Origin of the sequence: Fervidobacterium changbaicum (genome assembly GCF_004117075.1) — a bacterium.
Classification (GTDB): domain Bacteria; phylum Thermotogota; class Thermotogae; order Thermotogales; family Fervidobacteriaceae; genus Fervidobacterium; species Fervidobacterium islandicum.
Genome location: NZ_CP026721.1, coordinates 1,434,789 through 1,453,573 on the forward strand (window position 1 = coordinate 1,434,789; position 18,785 = coordinate 1,453,573).

13 protein-coding genes and 1 tRNA gene are annotated in these 18,785 nt (G+C 39.8%); 13 read left to right on the top strand and 1 reads right to left on the bottom strand.

Features of this window, described 5'->3' with window-relative positions; translation table 11 throughout:
* The first annotated feature begins 85 nt into the window (after positions 1-85).
* Positions 86-174: transfer RNA gene (locus CBS1_RS06670), tRNA-Leu, on the top strand.
* A gap of 66 nt (positions 175-240) precedes the next feature.
* Here CBS1_RS06670 and CBS1_RS06675 read toward each other — a convergent pair.
* Positions 241-1,044: a flagellin gene (locus CBS1_RS06675; protein WP_090222232.1), complete on the bottom strand. Its 804-nt coding sequence runs from the start codon at positions 1,042-1,044 to the stop codon at positions 241-243.
* A 423-nt stretch (positions 1,045-1,467) separates the two neighbouring features.
* On the opposite strand from CBS1_RS06675, the gene CBS1_RS06680 reads away from it, so the two are divergent.
* The 12 genes from CBS1_RS06680 to CBS1_RS06735 all read left to right on the top strand — a co-directional run bounded on the left by CBS1_RS06680 (position 1,468) and on the right by CBS1_RS06735 (position 18,773).
* On the top strand, positions 1,468-2,577 hold the full coding sequence (locus tag CBS1_RS06680) for a hypothetical protein (RefSeq protein WP_090222230.1): 1,110 nt from the start codon (positions 1,468-1,470) through the stop codon (positions 2,575-2,577).
* Between the two features lie 104 nt (positions 2,578-2,681).
* Complete coding sequence (locus CBS1_RS06685) at positions 2,682-3,806, top strand: CDP-glycerol glycerophosphotransferase family protein (RefSeq protein WP_090222229.1); 1,125 nt, start codon at positions 2,682-2,684, stop codon at positions 3,804-3,806.
* Positions 3,807-3,837: 31 nt separating this feature from the next.
* A complete protein-coding gene (locus CBS1_RS06690; RefSeq protein WP_164969255.1) occupies positions 3,838-6,558 on the top strand; it encodes a CDP-glycerol glycerophosphotransferase family protein in 2,721 nt (906 codons plus the stop codon).
* A gap of 1,207 nt (positions 6,559-7,765) precedes the next feature.
* Entirely contained in the window at positions 7,766-8,020 is a 255-nt protein-coding gene (locus CBS1_RS06695) for a DapH/DapD/GlmU-related protein (RefSeq protein ID WP_479680585.1), read from the top strand.
* Positions 8,021-8,535: 515 nt separating this feature from the next.
* On the top strand, positions 8,536-9,699 hold the full coding sequence (locus CBS1_RS06700) for a flagellin N-terminal helical domain-containing protein (protein WP_090222226.1): 1,164 nt from the start codon (positions 8,536-8,538) through the stop codon (positions 9,697-9,699).
* A 155-nt stretch (positions 9,700-9,854) separates the two neighbouring features.
* Positions 9,855-12,491, top strand: a complete 2,637-nt coding sequence (locus tag CBS1_RS06705) for a glycosyltransferase family 2 protein (RefSeq protein ID WP_090222224.1) — start codon at positions 9,855-9,857, stop codon at positions 12,489-12,491.
* Between the two features lie 33 nt (positions 12,492-12,524).
* Entirely contained in the window at positions 12,525-13,697 is a 1,173-nt protein-coding gene (locus CBS1_RS06710) for a flagellin N-terminal helical domain-containing protein (RefSeq protein ID WP_090222222.1), read from the top strand.
* A 112-nt stretch (positions 13,698-13,809) separates the two neighbouring features.
* Positions 13,810-14,472 (top strand): L-serine ammonia-lyase, iron-sulfur-dependent subunit beta, encoded by a 663-nt coding sequence (sdaAB, locus tag CBS1_RS06715; protein WP_090222221.1) that lies wholly within the window; start codon positions 13,810-13,812, stop codon positions 14,470-14,472.
* Positions 14,469-15,341 (top strand): L-serine ammonia-lyase, iron-sulfur-dependent, subunit alpha, encoded by an 873-nt coding sequence (sdaAA, locus tag CBS1_RS06720; protein WP_090222219.1) that lies wholly within the window; start codon positions 14,469-14,471, stop codon positions 15,339-15,341. Before sdaAB ends, sdaAA begins: the two co-directional genes overlap by 4 nt.
* A 153-nt stretch (positions 15,342-15,494) precedes the next feature.
* On the top strand, positions 15,495-17,159 hold the full coding sequence (hutU, locus tag CBS1_RS06725; RefSeq protein ID WP_090222217.1) for a urocanate hydratase: 1,665 nt from the start codon (positions 15,495-15,497) through the stop codon (positions 17,157-17,159).
* 36 nt (positions 17,160-17,195) lie between these two features.
* Complete coding sequence (locus CBS1_RS06730) at positions 17,196-17,996, top strand: DUF4895 domain-containing protein (RefSeq protein ID WP_090222216.1); 801 nt, start codon at positions 17,196-17,198, stop codon at positions 17,994-17,996.
* A 24-nt stretch (positions 17,997-18,020) separates the two neighbouring features.
* Entirely contained in the window at positions 18,021-18,773 is a 753-nt protein-coding gene (locus tag CBS1_RS06735; RefSeq protein WP_033192341.1) for a TPM domain-containing protein, read from the top strand.
* Positions 18,774-18,785: the final 12 nt, after the last annotated feature.

Genomic DNA, 18,785 nt, shown 5'->3' on the forward strand with positions numbered 1-18,785 from the left:
CGCCGATTTTTTCTATAGCAAACTCAAAATCTATCTTGAAAAATTCCTGTATCAATGATAAAATAACATACGCCCAAAGCGAAGTGCCGAGGTGGCGGAATTGGCAGACGCGGTTGACTCAAAATCAACAGGGGTTCAAACCCCGTGCGGGTTCAAGTCCCGCCCTCGGCACCAAAAATAAAAAATAAAAAGCGGTGGAGCAATCCACCGCTTTTTTCTTGTTTCTGGTCGGAGTTATGGCTATCCAAGTAACCTTAGAACATTCAAGGCGTTCACGTTAGATTGACCAAGTATACCCGCAGTTGCCTGCTGCTGCAATCTTGTCCTTATCAAATCCATCATACCACGTGCCATATCTGTGTCTGTCAAAACACTCACGGAGGAGGTGAGGTTTATCATCGTATTGCTCAGTTCCCTTGCTGCACCTTCAAGCCGGTTTGTTACACTACCAACGTAACTTCTCGTTCGCGAAACATTCTCTATTGCCGTATCAAGAACTTTAAGGGCATTTTGAGCATTTTCAGTACTGTTAAGATTCACATTTTCAAGTCCTAAAGACCTAATGTCCATGCCTGGGAGGGTGATCCTCATTCTCTGCCCTTCATTTGGACCAAGTTGCACTTGCATGTCCTTAATATCACCACCAAGAACTCTTCTGTTGTTATATGTAGTCTGATCGACCACCTTGTTTATACCTTGTGCCAACTGTGAAAATTCCTGCTGTAAAGCCGCACGCTCATTTTCCGAAAGAGTCCCATTCGAAGCTTGAACTGCTAACTCCCTCATTCTTTGGAGGTTGTTTGAAATGCTTTGAAGACCGCCTTCTGCAACGTTCATAACGCCGATTGCATTGTACGTACTCATCATAGCTTCGCGATAGCCGTTGATTTGCGAACGTATGCGCTCGGCTATCGCTCCAAAAGCCACGTTCTGTTGAATTGGTACAGTTGCCTGTGCCAAACTCTGCATCTGGCTATTGTGATGCGTTTGTAAATTTTGAAGGTACCTAATAGCCCACATTCCTACGTTGTTATTAATCCTCATAACCATCCCTCCCTACCGGCATGGACGGGGAATAAATATCGCAAAAATCTAATAAACTTTATCTAGCCATTTCTTGTGCTCTAATATATTAGACCATCGATGGGTGAAAATCGTTCAAAGGGAATTTAGTAATAAATTTATAGGAACCAATGTTATCATTCCAGAAAAATAAAATCGAACAACGGCAAAAGAACATGTCAAAATTGATAAAAGTATCTTAAAAAAGGGCCAAAAACTTTCTGCGATTTGTTCAGTGAAAGTCGAAGCACAAGAGGCAGTAAATGGAAAAGCGCGGATAACCTTAAGCGATTTTTCAAAAACAGCATTTTAATGGTCAATGGGATATAATTTACAAGATTTTGTTATTGAATGCAAGTCTTTTTGCATAAGTGTCCGACTATTATCTACGAATAACGAAAGGAGATGGTTAAAATAGGTCTTAAAATCTCAAGGGTTGGAATAATAGGTACTGCTCCACACAGGTTTTTGGATATAACTTTGGTAAGTGAAGTTGAAAACTTGAGATATTTTCATTTCTCTTCTGATAATGAAGCGTTTCAGGCTCTTCTTGATGTTGGATTGGCATGGGACGATTTCACTAGAAAATTTAGCGGTAGAAGGTTTTCATGGGATACTTTTTACAGAAATTACGCGTCGTATTTACGACCTGAAAAGAAACTGATAGACATACTACCAACTGAAATGCTTCGAGTAGTAACGCACGAAATCTCGAAAAGCGATATGGTTTGGGTTGGGGACAATGATTTCGATAGCTCTTTCGTTTTTGCAACGCTCTTGGGAATACTGGGCATTCCATATGTATTAACTTTCAAGGAAACAAGAATATATCCAAACGAATTTGAGTTTTTTGCTCTTGAGAACGCAGAGCGAATTATAGTTCCACATGATGGATATTTGGAACTCTTAAGGAAAAAGTATAATAAAGATTTCTCAGAAAAAATAGAATATGCAGATGTCGATTGGCGCTCAAAAGTGGTCTACGATTTTCTTGAGAAACAAAAAGTTCGAAAACTATCTGAAATGGACAACAAATTTCATGTGTGCATTCTGAGCGGGAGAGTAATTTGGGACAAAAATGAGACAAGATCTCGTGGCAGATATTATTATGTAGACATAATTGAGGAACTCCTTAGGGCTGGATTTACTGTACATCTCCATACGAAAGCATTGATTAAATCTGTTAATGAACCAATCTTTGAAAAAGACAATCCATATTTTAAATTGAAACAAAGGTACCAGAATTCATTTTTTATTGAGGAACCGATTAATCTTCTAAAACCAGAAGGATATCTTGAATTAATGAAATATGACCTGGGATTACTTACATCTGGAGCAGCGACTGAGGACCCTGAGTTTATGGAGTTTGAGCAGTACAACATTCCAAACAGATATTATGAATACCTAATGGCTGGAGTTATCCCAATTGCTCCTGAAGGAACATTAAAGTATATGGAAAAAATTACAACAACGTCATCTTTTTCAAACATTGTAAAGAGATTCGTGATAAACTAAGGAATACTTGTATTTCAACAGTTCCTGAGAAATTCTTTTGCGACCTCATAAAGGTGGTAGTCAGCTCTTATTGATAGATTTACTTACAGAAACGGGGTGGGCGAATGGAAAGTTTAGTTTCCAACAGGATAACTCTTTTTACAGGCAACTTCAGCGGTTCTAATACAGTTGCTCTGTACAAATTTCTGAAATCAAATCAGAATATTTTTGACGTGAAATTAATTATTAGGAGTGGAAATAATTCCTTAGAAGAACTTGAGTTTATCAAAACTTCCAGGTTTTTAATTTATACGGCCTATGATCCAATAAAATATTCAGACGGGCAAATTGTTATTCAAACTTGGCATGGTTTTCCATTAAAAACCCTTGGTGTTTTAAACCAAAATGATTGCTTGCGAGATAATGGAATATACGTTGACTCTTTAGCAAGATCAGACATAGTTTTGTCTTATTCCAAAACATACCAGACATTTTACAATGCTTGTTTTCCCACATTTGCTAGTAAATATTACATTACTGGCATGCCACGAAATGATTTTTTATTTCTTCCTTTTGAAAAAGTAAAAGAAAACCTCGAAAGGATATTTGGGATTTGCAAGAGTTCTGAAAAGTTCATTCTTTTTTCGCCGACTTACAAATTATCAGGATACAGGGGAGATGACTATCTCCAAACATCGTATTTTGAGTATCTTGACCAAATTTTTAGTGATGAATTTGTTTCGTTTTTGGATGAAATCAACAGCGTTTTGTTTTTAAAACTGCATCCTGTTGAAAAAAGGTTCCTTGAATCTTCAGGTTTAATCAAGAAAATCTTTCAGTCAGTAACGAACCGACAAAGAATTTTCTTGATCAAAGACGAAGATTTGAAAAGAAATTTCACAGACCTTTATGAATTACTACCATGCTTTGATTTGCTTATAACAGACTACTCTTCTATTGCCTACGATTGGCTTTTAACCGACAAGCCTGTAGTTAACTATATACCAGACAGGGAATTATACAAGAAGCAAAGAAACTTTCTGGTAGAACCTTTGGAGTTGTGGGTTCCAGGAGCTATAGCTAAGAATGTTCACGAGCTTCAAAGGGAGATACAGAATTCTTTGAGTGACAAGAATTATCAGAAAAACAAAAGAGAATTGCTGAAGAGAATTGTACACCACTATATGGACTCAAAATCTTCGGAACGGGTCTTCAATTTGATTAGAAGTATCTATGAACAGATTGGTTAGACAGATAGACATAGACTTTAGAGGTGATAGCATGAGCTATTTTAACATGAGAAATCAGTTAGGTATAAGGGACAATCGCATAGCGCTCATAACACATAATTATTCTGGTTCAAATTCTTTGGCACTTTATAAGTTTCTGATGCAGAAAAAGCCGACCAACGTTGAGTTCAGATTGGTTTCTCAATATTCGGTGATGAATGATAAAGATACTAAAGATTACATAGCGTCTTCAAAGGTTGTCTTCACTACATTTGTACCCTTTAAGTTTAGTAAAGAGCAGATTTGTGTTCAAAGTTGGCATGGCTTTCCTTTGAAAACCCTTGGATTACTCGACCTAAAAGATGAAAAAAATTTGGGATATATTTTGGAAATGATAAGTAAAACAGATATTGTGTTGTCCTATTCAAGTCTGTATACTACGCTTTTCAATTCTTGTTTTCCACTGACATACGACAATTACGCAATCACTGGTATGCCGAGGAACGATTTTCTTTTCTTAGATAGAGAAACCTCTGTTAGAAATCTTGCCAAAATCACCAGACTTAGGGAACATGACCTGAGAAAATCACAAATCATTTTCTACATGCCATCGTATAGAGTTACAAAATATAGAACGGACAGACAAGAAACTCTAAGTATTGTTGAGGAAACTTTTTTCAACGAAGAGTTCAAAAGGTTCTTAGAGAGGGAGAACTACTTTCTTATTATAAAGCTACATCCATTTGAGGATTCCAAGGCTTACGAAATGATGGACCGTTCTCCAAGTAAGCGAATAGCCTTTGTTACAGACTCTGAACTAGAGAAAAATTTCCTGGACTTCTATGAATTGCTACCTGCTGGAGACATTTTAATAACGGATTACTCATCCGTCTATTTTGATTGGTTATTACTTAACAGGCCAATAATTTTCTTTGTTCCTGATATTGAATTCTATACTGAACGAAGGGATTTTCTATTGGAACCTTTGGACATATGGATGCCGGGTCCGATTTGTCACAACACAAACGAACTGATAAGGTCCATAAGTGAAGTTCAAAAGGATACATCATCTTACGCGTCTAATAGAAAATTTGTAACCGAAAGCGTACACGAGTTCAGAGATAACAAATCTTCCGAGAGAGTGTGGAATCTCTTTCAGGAGTTACTAAGTGGATCGCGTATGCTTCCAAAAAGTAAGCTAGTTTATAAAAACCTTGGCTTTTCGCCGGTGAATGCGATAAGCTACGAGTATCTAGAAAAAATGTTGTTGGAAGGCAGATTCGAAGAGGTAATAAAACTTTTAACAGAGGAGACCAACCCTACCGAATATTATCAATTTATGGCATTGGCAATCTCCTATCTTAATCTCGGCTTAAAAGAAGAAGCTCTAAAAAACATCGAAAAAGCCCGGACATTAAAACCAGAAGACGGCGAAGTCTTGGTTAATTATTCGGAGATCTTATATCTAAATAATAAGCTCTCTCAGGCGGCTGAGATAGCTATCCAAGCTTTGGAGTACGTTGAAAACGATAGTCATTTGTACGATATTTTGTACGATTTTACTTCTGAAACAGGAGAACATGAAATAGCTTTAAACTTTGCGCACCTTGCAGCAGCAAGCGCACCAGACAATGAGACCAAAAGCCTTCTGAGTAACAAGTATAAACTCTTAAAAAACAAAAGAAAGGTAATTATCGTATTTGGAGAACTTGTAAATCCAGAGTTGTTGTATGGCTTGGTAAAAAAGGGGTTTGAGATTATTATTCCTTATTTGAAGAATTCTGATCCATCCAATAGAACCTTTGTTAGAAGCCTTGGAGCAACGATGGTACAATATCGGAACTTGTTTGAACTGCTGAACCAGAAGGAAGTTTCTGCAGTCTTATGTTTTGGTAACGCCGTCGGTAATTACTCTTCACCATTCGAGATATCACAGATTGTCAGATGTCTTCATGAATTCACAAAAACATACGAATTTCTCAAGACTAAAAATCCAAAAGTAGTTTCTATCTACGGATTTAATTCGAAGATATCACTTTTTGAGGATCAAACTTTCAATTCGTTATTGGCGCGCAGTCTATCAAACGTAGATTTGATAATCTTCCCAACAGAAAACATGAAGAATTATTTTGAAAGTAGATTCCCTGAACTATCTTCCGTTAAAAAACAGGTAATGCTCTTGGACACGTTTGTCGATTTCATAGCTCCGAGTACCGAGTCGTCTAAGGTAAATAAGTTTTATCTTGCCCTCCCCAATAACTTGGAAGGTTACAATCCGTTGCCCAAAGCGAATTTTGGAAAAATTGACTTCGACCTTGAAAGAATTAACAAATTAAGTTTTTGGTCTTGGAAGCGGAATTTGAAAGACCTTGCAAATAGACTTGGTAACTTTGTATTCGGATTAGGTTATTTTGGAACATTTTACACTCACAAAGCGAGCTTAGATGATATTCTTACATTCAGTCAAAAGAGCTCAGATATGATGCTGACAGATTCCTTAATTTCTCATATTAATCATATAATCAACGTGCCTCAAGATGTCTTGCTATATTTAGCCTTAGGATTGGTGCCTATTGTACCAGAGAATGAAAACGACTTTTATTCGTTGATTACTAAAAATGGAATGGCTATTTCGATTCCAAAGGATTGCGAATACTTTGAACATTTTACCGTAAGCGAAACCGAAATTGAAGAGATGAGAAAAAATATTAGGCTTTCTAAACATTTATGGACTACAGAGAAATTTTTAAAGTTTTTTGACTTTCTTTTTTAAAGATGGAGATTTACCGACTAATAACCACATGACCTAATTAATTTTCACTGTTCGAAAAAGAACGTTTTGCAACTTATTTGGACATGAGTCCATCAAAAAAAGCAGAAGACCAAGCGGATCATATTTTAATAGTTTTAACAGTGTCCATTGGCATCAAGTATTTTCTGCACTAACCTAAAGACAAGTTTTTGCGTACGATGCTTAAGCATGATTCATCGAAATTGATAGCCTGTATATGATCTTTTAAGTGATGAGGTTACTGTGATGGAGAAGGTAATTGAAAAGACTCTATCATTCAGCACTATTCCCTGAAGATGGTACTTTTTTCCCGAAGTTTATGTAAGTTCGACCATTTGTACGAATACTGTGATAGTATTTATTTGCCAAGAACAGATGGAATATCAGCTACGGCTTAGAAGTTTATTTAACTGCTTATCCAATTCGATGATACAGGAGTTGATAAAAGCAGTAGACTTACTGACGAAAATAAACATTGAAGAATTCAAGTGACGTTTGACATATTAGAACGCTTAGAAAGGTTCTCTCATAGTGTTTCTACGGTAGCAATTTCATACACCTTTGTATGAAGGAAAAAATGGAACGACAAATTTCAACAATGAAAGGTATTTTTCGGTTTTGTTGTTGATTTACAAAATTGCTAAAAATTAATGACATGGGGGATGTTATATAATGGATTTCGGAAGGTTAAAAGCGATCATAAGGAATCCTTTTGCATTTGTCAAAAAGAAAAAATCAAAACTTTTAAAACTTATGATAACACATCCTTTATCGTTCCCTAAAACCATGTATTATAATTTGAGGTAATACTACTTATGGTCCTCGAGGATCTTCAGATTTCCACTATTAACCTTGTGATGGGCAGTGGTCAAGTGTTCAAAGAAGGCAAGCATCTCAATCGATAATAGGCTGATATTAAGGCTTTTCACTTCAAGGATTGGGGAAATCGGGCGAATTAGTTATGATAGAACAATTGCACAATTAGCACCGCACAGAAAACTTATTATCGATGGTACTGTGAAATTAGGACTAAGAACAAGAGTAATACGGGACCATCGGCCCAACTGAAGATTGGAAAAAACACGTTCATTTCGTCCAACTCAAAATTATCTGTAAAGAAAAAATAGAAATAGGTGCTAATTGTGCTATATCTTGGGATGTTCAAATTATGGATACAGATTTTCATACTATGGTAACTTGGGAGGCACAGATAGTGAATCGGACTTTAGTAGTCAATGGAAAGCTTTGGACACCCACGAAGCCTATTAAAATAGGTAATAACGTTTGGATCGAGAGCCGGGTAAGAATACTTAAGGGTGTTACAATAGGTTATGGAGCGGTCATAGGAGCAGGGTCGGTTGTTACAAAGGATGTTCTACCGAACACTTTGGTAGCAGGTAACCCAGCGAGAGTTATAAAACAAAATGTAAGTTGGGTAAAGTGATACTAAGGCTACATAAAGTGAAAGAGAATTGTATATAAATAAATCTGAGGCAATCACAGATACTGTAAAGTAAGAGAAGTTAAGAACAACTATGATAGGGTAGCTGAAGAAAAAACATAAAGAAGCTACCCTATTTTTGTATTAATATATAGCATCAGAGAGAAGAGGTTGACAAGCCATGAGCTCGACAGCAAAGACGTTTCCTGGTAGATGTGATAAACAACAAGAAAAGCAGAATCTTATACGTGGTGGTATTGGACATAACTTTCTCTATATGCAACGTTAAAACTATTTGTTGATGTATTAGCAAAAGCAAAATCGAACTCAATGTACTCTGTGATGTTATGGATAAGCATAAAAATACCAAAATCTGATGATCATTCGTCCCAGTTTCAAATTTAACTAAAAAAATTTTCTAATCTTCCGATAATACAATCGGAAGCTTCAAGGGGGCCCCCAAAGCTGGAAGATAGTATTTGGAAATTTAGGAAAACCACACATGGAGGTGGAGAGGTATGAGGATTAACCACAACATTAACGCTTTGAACAGCTGGAGAAACATCACGATGACCAACATGGATATGGGAAAGACACTTGAAAGGCTCTCATCAGGTTTGAGGATCAACAGAGCAGGAGACGACGCAGCAGGTTTGGCAATCAGTGAAAAGATGAGAGGACAAATCAAAGGTCTTGAGATGGCAGTAAAGAACGCACAGGATGCCATTTCATTGATCCAGACAGCAGAAGGAGCACTGACAGAAGTACACTCGATACTCCAAAGGATGAGAGAACTTGCAGTACAGGCATCAAGTGATACAAACACAAATGTTGATAGGAATCAAATTCAAGCAGAGCTTGACCAATTAAGAGAAGAGATTGATAGAATATCAAGAACAACTGAATTCAACACAAAGAAATTGCTTGACGGAAAGCTTGAAGGATTCAGGTTCACACCGGATGCAAAGGTCGTTACTGGCGGAAACGTTGATGTTAAACTTGGAACAGTAAGTTCTGCGGCTTCTGAGGGTACATATATAATCGAGGTAGGACAGCTTGGCGGAACTGTCGATAGCGCAATAGATGTTAGGATTACTTATATTGGAAAAAATAGGGTTGAATCAACTACTACAGTGATAGGTGCTGGAAGTGTTGTTGTGAATGGTATAACATTCAAGTGGGACAAGAACGCTTTTGATATTTCTAAATTTGGTGGAGCATTGCCACTTAACGAAGTCACTGATAGTGCGGTTGTAAGAGTTGAAGGGATGTACACAGCGAATAATCAACTTGTCTTCCAGATAGGTTCAAACGAAGGACACAACATGATAGCTGGCATAGATGACATGAGTGCAACAGCACTTGGATTGACAACAGCAACGCTAAAGGTTACTGACCAAGACAGTGCGGAAAGAACGATAATGGTAGTAGACGCAGCGATACACAAGGTAAGTACAGCAAGGGCAGCGCTTGGTGCTATCCAGAACAGGTTAGAACACACGATAGCGAACCTTGGAGTAGCGGCAGAGAACCTGACAGCAGCAGAGAGCCGAATCAGAGACGCAGATATGGCAAAAGAGATGATGCAATTCACAAAACAGCAAATCTTGCTCCAGTCGAGTATGTCGATGCTTGCACAGGCAAATGCTCAACCACAACAGGTGCTTCAATTGATGAGGTAATTCTAAACCTGATTAGTGAAAAGCTAATAATCAATAAGATTTGGGAAAGCGGGCGAAAGCCCGCTTTCTTGCTTTTGTATAAAGTTTTAGGAATGTTCTTAGTGTAAAATGAATAATATGTTAGGAAAGTTATATCAAGAATTGGGGGTTTGGAAATGTCTGAGAAGAAGCGTTGTCTACTGAGTGTTGCAATGATTATGAAAAACGAAGAGCACAATCTCGACAGGGCTCTTGGAAGTATTAAGCCGTATGTTGATGAGATTATAGTCGTTGATACGGGCTCAACTGATAACAGCGTTGAGGTCGCTAAGAAATATACAGACAAGATATATTTCCATGAATGGAAAGATGATTTTTCTGAAGCACGTAATTATTCCCTGCAGTTTCCGACGTGCGAATGGGTGCTCATTTACGATGCCGATGAGGAGGTAAAAGAAGATTTTGCAGGAATTAGGGAGTTTCTTGAAAATCTTCCAGCCGACGTGAACACGGTATATCTTCCAACACTGAGTTATCTGGACTGGGATTTGAAAAAAACAGAAATTGCTTCTACGGCAAGGATTTTTAGAAATGGTACGGTAAGGTATGAAAACATAGTTCACAATCAGCCAATTTATAAAGGAAAAGTCGTAGAGGCACCGTTTACGATATATCACTACGGATATATATGGACAAGAAAACTCCGAAGGAAAAAGTACGAAAGAACGAGGAATTTCATCATTAGACTTTTGGAAGAAGGAAAGGATATGCCCAGCCAAGAAAGGGCGTATTATTTGTGCCAGCTTTATAAAACAGAACTGATTGGTGGGAATAAATACGAGCTTTATCCTATCGTTGAGGAAGTTATGAACATTATTCAAAAAGACCAAAAGATGCCCGCTATAGCTTTTGAGGTCCTGTTCATGCATGCACTCGATTTAAATGCAAAAGGCTTTCGTCATAAATCCAGGGAGTTGTTGAAGTTTTTACTGAAAGTTGAACCAAAAAACCCAGATCCATACTACGGCCTTTTAGCTGTTGAAGAAGCAGAAAAGAGTTATGACAAGATAATAGAATACGGCGAGGAATTCCTCAAAAGAATAGAATATGTTGAGAAGAACCCTCAAGAATTCTCATGGACTATAACTGCAATAAAGTATACCCCCATGGCTCATACACTTCTTGCTTTGGCTTATCTTAGGAAGAAGGATTTAAAGAATTTCAGAAGGCACTTTGAGAAAATATTCGATAGGTCTAAGCTTACCTCAGGTGAAGTTCAAAGGTTGGCAAATGCTATTTTGAAAACGGTTGTTGAGGTTGACGATGAGGTTTTCGCTGAGATTGTTGGCGAGTTAGAAGCCCTGCTTGCCATTTTGAAAGAGTTTGGGGTAGCCATCAATGTTATAGACATTGTAGAGCGAATCGTCAAGCTAAACTTAAAATTCAACGTGGACCTACTGAGGCCGTTCTTGAAAGGTCATTTTGGTGAGCTACTTTTTGAAAGACTTAAGGATGGAAAAGATAAATTAATAGAATACATCTTTGGAAAGAATGAAGAAGAATGGGGCCAAAAAATTGAACAATTAGGTTTGGAAGCACTTATTTTCTTCTATGAAAATGTACCGGATGACAATGTTTCAAAGCTCCGAGTATTAAGCAAACTAAGGAAATCGGAGAACCAAGTTATCAAAGGTATTACTCACGGACTTATTGCTGACACATATCTCGCAAAAGCTAATTTCAAACTTGCGTTAGAGTACTACAAGAGCGCAGCGGAAGTTTTACCGGAAATATCAAGGTTTATCAAACCAATACTTGATGATTTGAAAACAAAACTTGATCCTACTGTAGAAGGTGTATTCCACGAATTAAAGAGGTTCTATTTGGAAAACAAAGAACTGATGATGGAAGTTCTCAAGCAGTTTTCGAAAGAGGAACTATCGAAGTTGTATCTCATATCGGATACTGATTTTGCAAAATATGTGAGTGCAGTGAATATTTGGAAAGCGGATAAGAAGAAGTCTGCTGAGCTGTTAGAAAGTATTATGAATAAGGATGAGTTTCCGTTCCTCGAGCACAGATATGCGAAGTTATTTGAGGATTCGAGTGACCAAACTGATTTGGCAAAAGCATACGAATATCACTTAAAGGCTTTGAAGAAAAATGCTGCGCTGGGCGATATTGCGTTAGGAATTTTTAAGTTCGATAACTTCTATCCAGCCGAGAATTTCGGGAACAAAAGCGACGAAATAGTGTGGGTGGGAAATATATCTGAGAAACACTCTGGACTTGGTGTTATATCACCGCTGAGGGTTTGGAGAAAGACGGAAGAGTACTACTACGTTCAGCCGTTCCACATAGATGAGGCGATAAGTGTATATAAAGAACGTTCGAAGAACTACAATTTACCTGTTTTGGAAATCAAGAAAGAGGATATTTTAAAAGTTCTGAGCGATGTTAGCTTTAGCGATACAAAGCTTTTGGAAAATGATGAGAGATATCGTAATTTACTGAGAAGTGTTGCGGTAGAGCTTGAAATTAATCAGGTTGAGGATTCAAGGAATGTTGTTAGTTTTGAATTTGTAAACATCTCTCAGGATTTCTCAAGTCTTGTGAAGAATTTTGAAAGTGGAGTGTTGTTCTATTTTGTTCCAGAATTTGGTAATCATGATGACTTGGTTTGGCACTATCCTATTTTCAGATTCATCAGAACGAAGAAGCAAATCGAAAGTGAGTTAAAGAGGCTTGGTGTGAAGACGGTAAAACACTACATGTTGACAGGACCATTGAGGGCAGTGATATACGAAAAATAATAGGATTATTTTACTTTCCATGGAGGTGAGGTTATGCGTATTAACCACAACTTGTCGGCACTTAACGCATGGAGGCAGATAACACTCACGGACTCAGACATGAAAAAGGTGCTCGAAAGACTTTCGTCCGGTTTGAAGATCAACAGGGCAAGCGATGATGCGGCTGGTTTGGCGATCAGTGAAAAGATGAGAGGCCAGATCAAGGGTCTCGAGATGGCGGTAAAGAACGCACAAGACGCGATTTCACTCATCCAAACAGCGGAAGGAGCACTCAACGAAGTTCACTCTATCCTCCAACGTATGAGGGAACTCGCAGTTCAGGCGGCAAGCGATACAAACACGGATGTCGATAGGTCGAGTATACAAGCCGAACTTGATCAACTCCGTGAGGAAATTGACAGGATCGCTCGTTCAACTGAGTTCAACACCAAAAAGCTTTTGAACGGTAACCTTGAGAGCTTTAGATTTACGCCCGATGCAAAAGTTGTTTCCCAAGGAAACATTGACCTTAACGTGACTGCGGTCAGTTCTGCAGCAAGTGTAGTTGAGGGAACATTTGTTGTTGAAGTGGGACAGTTCAAAGGAAACGTAACCAGTGCTTTGGATGTTAGGGTTGTGCTTGTTCAATCAACGGGAGTAACTACTGTTGTAATCGACTACTCACAAGCTTCTGTCGTTGTTGGCGGAGTTAAAATCAGCTGGAACACTTCAAGATTTGATATCAAGCAATTTGGTGGTGGATTACCTCTGGAAGAGGTAATAGACACTGGAGTTGCAAGAGTTGAGAAAATCAACACGACAGGTAATCAGCTTGTGTTCCAGATTGGTGCAAACGAAGGTGCTAACATGGTAGCTGGTATTGATGCAATGAATGCGAAAGACCTTGGACTTCTGACCTCTACACTCAAAGTTACGACGCAAAATGACGCTGAAAGAACCATCAGCGTCATTGATGCGGCTATTCACAAAGTTAGTTCCGTGAGGTCACAGCTTGGTGCAATCCAAAACAGACTCGAACACACGATAGCGAACCTCGGCGTAGCAGCAGAGAACCTGACAGCAGCAGAAAGCCGAATCAGAGATGCCGATATGGCAAAAGAGATGATGCAATTCACAAAGGCGCAGATTTTGATGCAATCTGGTATGTCGATGCTTGCGCAGGCCAACACGCTACCACAGAACGTGCTTCAGTTGATGAGAGGATAATAACAGCCTTAATACTTAACAGGCGGCGGGGCGATTACGCCCCGCTTTGTTTTGGTGGTATAATAGTTTCTGATGTGTGTTTAAAAGGAACGAATAAGCAGAGGTGAAGTCCATGGGATTACTTGAAGTTTCCGGTCCGGTTATGATCGGTCCATCGAGTTCACATACACTCGGTGCGCTCAGAATTGCACGGTTTGTGTACAAGTTGATGGGGATTCCAGAAAGTGTAGTGTTTGTATTGCACGGTTCGTTTGCTTTAACGTACAAGGGACACGGCACGGACAGGGCATTGCTTGCAGGTATTCTTGGGCTTAAGCCGGATGACCCCAAAGTCAAGGATGCCTACAAACTTGCCGAGCAAGTAGGCTTGAGGTTCGAATTCGAGTTTGCCGACCTTGGTGATGTTCATCCGAACACCGTATTGATTAAAGCGCAGAAAGGCAATCTTTACAACGAGGTTGAAGGTTCTTCCATAGGCGGTGGTGCGATAAGGATTACAAAAATAAACGGTGTTGAATGTTCACTCGCTGGAGACTATCCGGCGTTGGTTATAGTCAATAAAGATAAGCCTGGTGCTTTAAAGGGAATTTTGGATTGTATAAGTGTGAATATAGCGAATGTTTATCTGCGCAGAGTTAATGCGCTTGAGGGAATTGCACTAACAATTATCGAGCTTGACGAAAATCCAAGCAACGATGTTTTGGAATGCATAAGAACTCTTAAGAACGTCATTGAGGTGTACGCTGTGCGTCTTGAAGAGGGTGAACAGATATGAAGTTTTCTGAGCTTGTTGAAATTTGGAAAAATACTAACCTTGAGTTTAGTGAAATCATTTTGGCTCAGGATATGATAGACACTGGCAGAGATCCGGAAAAGGTGAAAAAGCAGCTGGGGAAATTGCTTGAGGTAATGCTTGAAGAAGCGGAAAAGAACTTTGGTAAGAAATTTGAAACGCTCACAGGTTTAACGGGAGAGAATGCGCACAAGCTTGCGAGCGTAAAACCTAAGATGATGAGTGAGTTCAACTACGTGGCAACGGTGGTTGCTCTTTCTATGGGTGAATCAAATGCATCCATGGGACGAATTGTTGCGTGTCCGACGGCGGGTTCATGCGGTGTTGTTCCGGGGGTTGCGTACGCACTGTGGAAGGTGAAAAACGCAGAATTTGACGAGCTTTTAAAAGCTTACATCGTTGCCTCTGGGATAGGCAACGTGGTGGCAAAGAAGGCAACACTCTCAGGTGCAGCAGGTGGCTGTCAGGCTGAGATTGGTACGGCAACGGCTATGGCATCCGGGTTGTTGACTTACTATTTTTCAAAAGATGCAATTAAGGTAGGACATGCGGCTGCGCTTGCTTTGAAGGCACTGATGGGGCTTGTGTGCGACCCTGTCGGCGGATTTGTCGAAGTGCCTTGTGTCAAAAGAAATGCAAATGCTGTGAACGTTGCGATCGCGTCAGCGGAAATGGCGTTAGCTGGTATAGAGAGTGTTATTCCATTCGATGAGGTTGTTGAGGCGATGTACGAGGTCGGGAAATCATTACCCGAGTCGTTACGAGAAACAGGTCTTGGTGGTATTGCTGCCACAAAAACGGCACGGGAGATTGTTGAAAGACTCAGAGAGAACTGGAATGGAAAAGAATAAGGGAAATATACTGAAATATATTGAAATGCTTTGAAAACGTTGTGAAATGCTTTGCTTTCTTGTGTATGGTTATTTTTGAAATAATTGAGAAAGCAGTCTTTCAGAGTTAAAATAAATTGTAAGTTCGGACATCTTTTGAAGGGGGTATTCGGTATGGCTGAAGTGATTAGAGCTCCAAGGGGAACGACGCTGACTTGCAAGTCATGGCTCACAGAAGCAGCAATGCGTATGCTAATGAATAACCTCGATCCAGAGGTTGCACGTGATCCTGCAAATTTGATAGTCTACGGTGGCAAGGGTAAGGCGGCAAGAAATTGGGAATGCTATTACAAAATAGTCGAAACGCTAAAAGAATTGGAAGATGATGAGACGCTGATTGTTCAAAGCGGAAAGCCTGTAGCGGTTTGGAAGACACATGAATGGGCACCAAGGGTACTTATCGCCAATTCAAACCTTGTCCCAAAATGGGCAACGTGGGAGTATTTCAATGAGCTTGAGGAACGCGGACTGATAATGTACGGTCAGATGACGGCTGGTAGCTGGATATATATCGGAACACAGGGCATACTTCAAGGCACATACGAGACGTTTTATGCAGTTGCGAAGAAGTATTTCGGTGGTACACTGAAAGGCAAGCTTGTATTAACTGCTGGGCTTGGTGAGATGGGTGGAGCTCAGCCACTTGCTGTAACAATGAACGATGGTGTGGTAATCGCTGTTGAAGTGGATAAACGAATGATAGACAGAAGGCTTCAAACGGGGTACCTTGATACGTGGACAGATAGTCTCGACGAAGCGTTGAAAATGGCAAAAGAAGCCATGAAGGAAGGTAGACCTCTGTCGATAGGTCTACTTGCCAATGCGGCTGACGTACATCCTGAACTTGTGAGAAGAGGAATCATTCCCGATGTTGTCACAGACCAGACAGCTGCACATGATCCACTCAACGGATACGTTCCGGCAGGTATTTCTTTTGAAGAAGCACTTAAGTTGAGAAAAGAAAATCCACAAAAATACTTGGAGATGGTATATGGTAGTGTTGTTAAACATGTGAACGCTATTTTGGAAATGCAAAAACAAGGTGCAAAGGTCTTTGAGTATGGAAACAATATCAGAAGGCTCGCTTTTGACCACGGCGTTAAGGATGCGTTCAATATTCCAGGATACGTACCTGAATACATCAGAGACCTTTTCAGTGAAGGTAAAGGACCGTTCAGATGGGTTGCATTATCGGGTAATCCGGAAGATATTTACAAGACAGACCAAAAGGTGCTGGAACTTTTTGGAGAAGATGAACATTTAAGGAAATGGATAGAAATGGCTCAGAAGAAAGTAAAATGGCAAGGGCTTCCGGCACGAATTTGTTGGCTTGGTATGGGTCAAAGAGCTGAGATGGGACTTGCAATGAATGATATGGTGAGAAAAGGTGAACTCGAAGCTCCTATCGTTATTGGTAGAGACCATCATGATACAGGTTCTGTTGCAAGTCCGTATAGAGAAACCGAAGCGATGAAAGATGGTAGCGATGCAATTGCCGACTGGCCGATTCTTAACGCGATGCTCAATGTGGCAAGCGGTGCGACTTGGGTATCGTTCCACCACGGTGGTGGAGTGGGTATTGGCTACTCACTGCACGCAGGTGTTGTCATCGTTGCGGACGGAACTGAATTGTCCAGAAAGAAAATAGAAAGGGTACTGACAAACGATGTTGGAATGGGTGTTGTAAGGCATGCGGATGCCGGTTACGAAATAGCTATCCAGACAGCGAAAAAGCATGGAATTAAGATGCCGATGTTGAAGAACGAGGAAGGAAAGTAAGTTCATTAATTTGATAAGGAAGGTTGAGAACAAGCGATGTATGTAGGACCAGAAAAGTTCAAAAAGTTGGAGAGTATAGACTTTGATAGCTCTGAGCTCATTGCGTTTTTGGAGAGCAAAAAAGAAAGGCTTGATGTTTACCACCGCCATGTGGCGGTGGTAAGTTGTCATCTTAACCATACTGAACATTTTTCAAATTTCCCATTTTATTTCAATTTCATCGTCACACCTTCTAATGAAAAGGTTGTCGGTATCTCAATTTCACTGCCGATGTCTCTTACTCCTGCGATTTACAAAATGAACGATTTTGGAAAAAAGGAAGAATTTATCAGACTTTGTGGGGAGCTTATCGGCAACACGAATGAGCAGTGGATTTGCCAGTGTGGTATAATGAAATTGCCTTTGAAAACGAGGTTCGTAGCAGTCGCGGGCGACGAGACATTTTTGAACAAAGAGATGTTCAGTGAGAAAGTCTTTGGAGCAGAATCGTTTTCATTTGCTAAGCGAGTGAACGGGAGAGTATTGGAGTTTTTGGAAAAGTACAAAGATGGGCAGTACAAAATATGCAGAACGATAATAAACGATGAGGGTATCAACTTTTTTGTTGTAGATAAAAAGGTGCCTGATGAATTTCGTGCTTTGTACTCTGAGGTTATCTCGCTTCTAAGAAAAAAATACGGCCTATCACCAGCCAAGTACTATCCAATTTCAGAGCGCGTGATAGGTTCGTTTACGCTGGAATTTGAAACGATGTTTTCCAACGCACCTTTTGAAAGGGTCGACAGGTTGTTGGAAGATTATGAGAGAATTAAATCGGATATTGCGAAGTATTTTTAGATTACAAAGAGTGGAGTTGAGCAGATGAGAGTAAAGCGCATATTTTTGATTTTTTCTGTGATTTTTGTTTCAAGTATGCTTTTGGCTGTTGATTTTCCTACACCAACACCGTACAAATACATCAACGATTACGTTGGCGTTGTTGAGCAAGAATACGTTCAAAAAATCGTCTCTGTTGGGAAAGAACTCGAAGACAAAACAACTGCACAAGTTACAGCTGTTATCGTTGATTCATTGCAAGGAATGTCGATTGAAGAGTACGCTGTCGAGCTGTTCAGAAGGTGGGGAATCGGGCAGAAAGGAAAAGACAACGGCGTGTTGCTTTTGGTTGCGATTAAAGACCGAGAAATGCGCATCGAAGTTGGATACGGGCTTGAGGGTGCTATTCCTGATGGTAAGGCAGGAAGAATAAGAGATGAATACATAATCCCGTATTTTAAAGAAGGCGATTATTCAAAAGGTGTTTACTATGGATACCTTGCGCTTGCTCGAGAGGTTGCGAAAGAATACAATGTTGAATTGACGCTGGATGTTAACGCAGAACTACCGGAGAGTTCCTCAGATTCCGTAGGTATTGATGAAATTGTGTTCATAATCGTACTTATTGTTGTGTTGATTCTCATATTCTCACGAAATGGTGTAAGATATATTGGACCTCGTGGGCCTATGGGACCTGGTGGATTTGGTGGTTTTGGTGGCTCGGGAAGAAGTTCAGGCGGGTTTGGAGGTTTTGGTGGCGGCCGCAGTGGCGGTGGCGGAGCGAGTGGGAAGTGGTGAGGTGCTGAAAAT

Excerpts from the sequence above, each read along its gene's own strand:
- CBS1_RS06675 (WP_090222232.1), bottom strand. The coding sequence starts at position 1,044 with ATGAGGATTAATAACAACGTAGGAATGTGGGCTATTAGGTACCTTCAA.
- CBS1_RS06680 (WP_090222230.1), top strand. The coding sequence starts at position 1,468 with ATGGTTAAAATAGGTCTTAAAATCTCAAGGGTTGGAATAATAGGTACT.
- CBS1_RS06685 (WP_090222229.1), top strand. The coding sequence starts at position 2,682 with ATGGAAAGTTTAGTTTCCAACAGGATAACTCTTTTTACAGGCAACTTC.
- CBS1_RS06690 (WP_164969255.1), top strand. The coding sequence starts at position 3,838 with ATGAGCTATTTTAACATGAGAAATCAGTTAGGTATAAGGGACAATCGC.
- CBS1_RS06695 (WP_479680585.1), top strand. The coding sequence starts at position 7,766 with ATGGTAACTTGGGAGGCACAGATAGTGAATCGGACTTTAGTAGTCAAT.
- CBS1_RS06700 (WP_090222226.1), top strand. The coding sequence starts at position 8,536 with ATGAGGATTAACCACAACATTAACGCTTTGAACAGCTGGAGAAACATC.
- CBS1_RS06705 (WP_090222224.1), top strand. The coding sequence starts at position 9,855 with ATGTCTGAGAAGAAGCGTTGTCTACTGAGTGTTGCAATGATTATGAAA.
- CBS1_RS06710 (WP_090222222.1), top strand. The coding sequence starts at position 12,525 with ATGCGTATTAACCACAACTTGTCGGCACTTAACGCATGGAGGCAGATA.
- sdaAB (WP_090222221.1), top strand. The coding sequence starts at position 13,810 with ATGGGATTACTTGAAGTTTCCGGTCCGGTTATGATCGGTCCATCGAGT.
- sdaAA (WP_090222219.1), top strand. The coding sequence starts at position 14,469 with ATGAAGTTTTCTGAGCTTGTTGAAATTTGGAAAAATACTAACCTTGAG.
- hutU (WP_090222217.1), top strand. The coding sequence starts at position 15,495 with ATGGCTGAAGTGATTAGAGCTCCAAGGGGAACGACGCTGACTTGCAAG.
- CBS1_RS06730 (WP_090222216.1), top strand. The coding sequence starts at position 17,196 with ATGTATGTAGGACCAGAAAAGTTCAAAAAGTTGGAGAGTATAGACTTT.
- CBS1_RS06735 (WP_033192341.1), top strand. The coding sequence starts at position 18,021 with ATGAGAGTAAAGCGCATATTTTTGATTTTTTCTGTGATTTTTGTTTCA.